A 4,990-nucleotide genomic window follows, 5' to 3' on the forward strand; every position below is an offset into this window, starting at 1 on the left:
CGCCGGGGGAGACCCCGGCGGCCGTCGCCGTTCCGCGCTCGGCCGGTTCCGCGCTCAGCCCGCCGCGCGGACCGCCGCCGTCGCCTTGCGGGCCGCGATCAGGACCGGGTCCCACACCGGCGAGAACGGCGGCGCGTACCCCAGGTCGAGGGCCGTCATCGACTCCACCGTCATCCCCGCCGTCAGCGCCACCGCCGCGATGTCCACCCGCTTCGCCGCGCCCTCCCGGCCCACGATCTGCACCCCGAGCAGCCGCCCGGTACGCCGCTCGGCCAGCATCTTCACCGTCATCGGCGCGGCGCCCGGGTAGTAGCCCGCGCGGCTGGTCGACTCGATCGTCACCGTCACGTACCGCAGCCCCACCGCGCGGGCGTCCTTCTCCCGCAGGCCCGTCCGGGCGATCTCCAGGTCGCAGACCTTCGACACCGCCGTGCCCACCACCCCGGGGAAGGTCGCGTAGTCGCCGCCCACGTTCGCCCCGATGACCTGGCCGTGCTTGTTCGCGTGCGTCCCCAGGGGCACGTACCGCTCCCGGCCCGACACCAGGTCGAGGACCTCCACGCAGTCGCCGCCCGCCCAGACGTTCCCGTGCCCGCGCACCCGCATCGCCAGATCGGTCAGGAGCCCGCCGGACGTGCCGAGCGGCAGCCCCGCCGCCCGCGCGAGCGACGTCTCCGGCTCCACGCCCATGCCCAGGACGACCACGTCCGCCGGGTACTCGGCCGCGTCCGTCGCCACCGCCCGCACCCGGCCGTCGTCACCGGTGAGGACCTTCGTCACCTCGGCCGAGACGATCGTCCTGATCCCGAGCCCGTCCATCGCCCGGTGCACGAGCCGGCCCATGTCGGGGTCGAGGGTCGCCATCGGCTGCTCGCCCCGGGTCAGCACCGTCACCTCGTAGCCCCGGGCGAGCAGCGCCTCGGCCATCTCCACCCCGATGTAGCCGGCGCCGACGACCACCGCGCGCCGCCCCGGCGTCAGCGCCAGCGAGTCGAGCAGCGCCCGGCCGTCGTCCAGGGTCTGCACCCCGTGCACGCCGGGCGCGTCGATCCCCGGCAGCGGCGGGCGCAGCGGACGGGCACCGGTCGCGATCACCAGCTTGTCGAAGCCCGTCCAGGACTCCGTGCCCGCCTCCAGGTCCTGGGCGAGGACCCGCTGCCCCGGCACGTCGATCGCCGTCACCTCGGTCCGCATCCGCAGATCGATGTCCCGGGCCCGGTGCTCCTCCGGGGAGCGGGCGATCAGCTCCGCCGCCGCGGCGACGTCACCGCCGACCCAGTACGGGATGCCACAGGCCGAGTACGAGGAGAAGTGACCGCGCTCGAAGGCGACGATCTCCAACTCCCCGGCGGACCTGAGCCTGCGCGCCTGCGACGCGGCGGACATGCCCGCCGCGTCGCCACCGATGACCACCAGTCGTTCGCTCATGGGAGAGAAGCTACTTCTCGGGAGCCTCCGGAGGCCCGGCCACCGGGGGCACCCCGGCCGCGTTCGCCACCGCTCCCGCCGCGTTCCGCTCCACCCGGGCCCCCGGCACCGGAACGGGCGCGGTGCGCCGGGCGGCGAGGCGGGGCCGCACCAGCCGGCGCCAGAGGACGAAGACGATCAGGGCCACCGCGAGCCAGGGCGCGAGTGCCGCCAGGACGATGCCGACCCAGGTCACCGCGCCGACCAGGGCGTTCCAGCCGCCGCTCAGGGCGTCCCCGAAGCCGGGGCGGCCCTCCTCGGGCTCGGCCTGCGGCTTCGCCTTCTCCATGAGTTCGAGGGTGATCGTCGCGAGCGTCGTCCGGTCCTTCAGCGAGGCCTGCTGGGCGAGGAGCGACTCCAGGTCGGCCTGGCGGCGGCTCAGCTCGCCCTCCAGGGTCACGACGTCGGCCAGCCGCTCCGCCCGCTGCATCAGCGCCCGCACCCGCGCCACGCTGGCCCGCTGGGTGGCGATCCGGCTCTCCACGTCGACCACCTGGTCGGTGACGTCCTTGGCGTCGGCCTTGCGGGAGAGGAGCTTGCCGGTGCCGGCCAGCTCGGTGAGGACGGAGTCGTAGCGCTCCTGCGGCACCCGCAGCACGACCTGGGAGGTGACGTACGCGTCGTCGACCCGCTCCGTCGCCTCGTTCTCGACCCGCCCGCCCGCGCCCGCCGTCACCCGCCGGGCCGTGGCCAGCGCCTTCGGCACGTCCGCGACCTCCACGGACAGCGAGGCCGTCCGGATGACGTGCTGCTGCCGCGCGGGCGCCTGCGGCGCGGGCTTCGCGGCGCCCGACGAGCCGTCGACGGCACCGCTCTTGTCCGCGCCCGCCGCCGCACCGTCGGCGGGCCGCGCCGCACTCAGGTCCGACTTCTCGTCCCCGCCCGAGTCCGTGCTCCCTCCGGCGCCGCAGCCGGTCAGCACGAGCGCGGCCGTGAGCAGCGCAGCCGCCACGGTCCTCGCCCGCACCGCCGTCCCTGCCGTCCGCGTTCTCGCCGTCGTTCGTACGCTCCGCATGATTCCCCCCGGGGGTCGGTGGACGAGTGCCGGCGGTTGGACGTACCGGCGGGCGGAACGGGTTTCGCCCCGGCGGTAGCGATGCGGTCACGGTCCGGCCTCGGAACGGGAGCGGCGGACAGCGCCCGGCCCCCGGACGGCCGACAGGTGGACGGCGGTCCGCCGGAGACGGGCGATTTGAGAGAGTGGTCCCATGAACGCGGACACCACGGGATCCCATGTCGTCGTCGCCGGAGGCGGTATCGCCGGACTCGCGGCCGCCCACCGACTGGCCCTCGCCGGCCACCGGGTGACGCTCCTCGAAGCGGGCGGCCGGGTCGGCGGCAAGCTCCTCGCCGGGGAGATCGCGGGTGCTCCCGTCGACCTCGGCGCCGAGTCGCTGCTCGCCCGCCGTCCCGAGGCGGTCGCCCTGGCCCGCGCCGTCGGCCTCGGCGACCGGCTCCAGGCCCCGGGCACCACCACCGCGTCCGTCTGGTCCCGCGGCGAGCTGATCCCCATGCCCAAGGGCCACGTGATGGGCGTCCCCGGCGACGCCCGCGCCGTCGAGGGCCTCGTCTCCGCGGAGGGCCTGCGCCGGATCGACGGCGACCTGGAGCTGCCGCCGACCGAGATCGGCGAGGACGTCGCCATCGGCGCGTACGTCGCCCAGCGCATGGGCCACGAGGTCGTCGACCGGCTCGTCGAACCCCTCCTCGGCGGCGTGTACGCCGGTGACGCCCACCGCATCTCGATGAGGGCGGCCATGCCCGCCCTGTTCGAGGCCGCCCGCGTCCACCCCACCCTCACCGCGGCCGTCCGCGCCGTGCAGCAGGCCGGCGCGGCCGTCCCCGCCGACGCGGCGGGCGCCGCCACCGGTCTCGGCGGCGCGGCCTTCCTCGGGCTCGACGGCGGCATCGGCACCCTGCCCGGCGCGGTCGCCGACGCGATCCGCGCCGCCGGCGGCGAGATCCTCACCGGCACGCCCGTCACCGCGCTGCTCCGCTCCGGCGCCACCGGCTGGCAGGTCGTCACCCCCGACCGGACGTTCGAGGCCGACGCCGTCGTCCTCGCCACCCCCGCCGGCGTCGCGGCCGGACTCCTCGGCGGCCACGCCCCGGACGCCGCCGCCGAGCTCGACGCCGTCGAGTACGCCTCGATGGCCCTCGTCACCCTCGCCTTCCGCCGCTCCGAGGTGCCGGAGCTGCCCGGCTCCGGGTTCCTGGTCCCGCCCGTCGACGGCCACACGATCAAGGCCTCCACCTTCTCCAGCCGGAAGTGGAACTGGGTCGCCGACTCCGCCCCCGACCTGTTCGTGCTGCGCACCTCCGTCGGCCGCCACGGCGAGGAGGAGCAGGTCCACCGCGAGGACACCGACCTCGTCGCCGCCTCCGCCAAGGACCTGGCCGCCGCCACCGGGCTCACCGCCCGCCCCGTCGCCACCGCGGTCACCCGCTGGATCGGCGGCCTGCCCCAGTACCCCGTCGGCCACCTGGACCGCGTCGCCCGCGTCCGCGGGGCGCTCGAAGCCCTTCCCGGACTGCGCGTCGCGGGAGCCGCGTACGACGGCGTCGGCATCCCCGCCTGCGTCGCCTCGGCCCACCGCGCGGCGGACGAGATCGGGGAGGAGATCCTCGCCACGTCGCAAAGGACCCACCCCGGTGCGGGGCACTCCTCGTGACGGGCGAGAATAGGCGTATGAGTGCGCCCGAAAAGATCCCGAACGCCGGTAAGAAGGCGAAGGACCTCAACGAGGTCATCCGCTACACCCTGTGGTCTGTCTTCAAGCTGCGCGACGTTCTGCCCGAGGACCGCGCCGGCTACGCCGACGAGGTCCAGGAGCTGTTCGACCAGCTCGCCGCCAAGGACATCACGGTCCGCGGCACGTACGACCTGTCCGGTCTGCGCGCCGACGCCGACGTCATGATCTGGTGGCACGCCGAGACGAGCGACGAGCTCCAGGAGGCGTACAGCCTCTTCCGCCGCACCAAGCTGGGCCGCGCTCTGGAGCCGGTCTGGTCGAACATGGCGCTGCACCGCCCCGCCGAGTTCAACAAGTCGCACATCCCGGCCTTCCTGGCCGACGAGACCCCGCGCGACTACGTCTCGGTGTACCCGTTCGTGCGCTCGTACGACTGGTACCTGCTGCCCGACGAGGACCGTCGCCGCATGCTCGCCGACCACGGCAAGATGGCCCGCGGCTACCCCGACGTCCGCGCCAACACGGTCGCCTCCTTCTCGCTCGGCGACTACGAGTGGATCCTCGCCTTCGAGGCCGACGAGCTGCACCGCATCGTCGACCTGATGCGCCACCTGCGCGCCTCCGAGGCCCGGATGCACGTCCGCGAAGAGGTCCCCTTCTACACCGGTCGCCGCAAGAGCGTCGCCGACCTGGTGGCGGGCCTGGCCTGACGGCCGTACGAACCTGGTGGCGGCCCGGCTCCCGGCCGGGCGCGCCACCCCTCGACCCGGAAGATCAGACGGCAGGCGGGAAACACGTGCCTGCCGCTCCAGCGACACCGGGTCCGGCTC

The 4,990-nt window shown here is 75.0% G+C and carries 4 protein-coding genes; 2 read left to right on the plus strand and 2 right to left on the minus strand.

Translation table 11 applies throughout. The features are described from left to right. Positions 1-54: 54 nt before the first annotated feature. The gene (locus ACFCY7_RS39760) at positions 55-1,428 is read right to left on the minus strand and encodes an FAD-dependent oxidoreductase (RefSeq protein WP_376490956.1); all 1,374 of its coding nucleotides are present in this window, start codon (positions 1,426-1,428) and stop codon (positions 55-57) included. Positions 1,429-1,438: 10 nt separating this feature from the next. Then, the gene (locus ACFCY7_RS39765) at positions 1,439-2,482 is read right to left on the minus strand and encodes a DUF4349 domain-containing protein (protein ID WP_376490957.1); all 1,044 of its coding nucleotides are present in this window, start codon (positions 2,480-2,482) and stop codon (positions 1,439-1,441) included. 193 nt (positions 2,483-2,675) lie between these two features. Here ACFCY7_RS39765 and hemG point away from each other — a divergent pair, with 193 nt between their 5' ends. Further along, positions 2,676-4,139 carry a protoporphyrinogen oxidase gene (gene hemG / locus ACFCY7_RS39770; protein WP_376490958.1) on the plus strand — a complete coding sequence of 488 codons (1,464 nt, stop codon included), beginning with the start codon at positions 2,676-2,678 and terminating at the stop codon, positions 4,137-4,139. 17 nt (positions 4,140-4,156) lie between these two features. Further along, positions 4,157-4,870, plus strand: a complete 714-nt coding sequence (gene hemQ, locus ACFCY7_RS39775) for a hydrogen peroxide-dependent heme synthase (RefSeq protein WP_376490959.1) — start codon at positions 4,157-4,159, stop codon at positions 4,868-4,870. The last annotated feature ends 120 nt before the right edge of the window (positions 4,871-4,990 follow it).

Origin of the sequence: Streptomyces sp. NPDC056361 (assembly GCF_042262805.1) — a bacterium.
Classification (GTDB): Bacteria; Actinomycetota; Actinomycetes; order Streptomycetales; family Streptomycetaceae; genus Streptomyces.

What these genes read in the sequence shown, in the direction of transcription:
- hemQ (WP_376490959.1), top strand. Translation starts at nt 4,157, where the DNA reads ATGAGTGCGCCCGAAAAGATCCCGAACGCCGGTAAGAAGGCGAAGGAC.
- hemG (WP_376490958.1), top strand. Translation starts at nt 2,676, where the DNA reads ATGAACGCGGACACCACGGGATCCCATGTCGTCGTCGCCGGAGGCGGT.
- ACFCY7_RS39765 (WP_376490957.1), bottom strand. Translation starts at nt 2,482, where the DNA reads ATGCGGAGCGTACGAACGACGGCGAGAACGCGGACGGCAGGGACGGCG.
- ACFCY7_RS39760 (WP_376490956.1), bottom strand. Translation starts at nt 1,428, where the DNA reads ATGAGCGAACGACTGGTGGTCATCGGTGGCGACGCGGCGGGCATGTCC.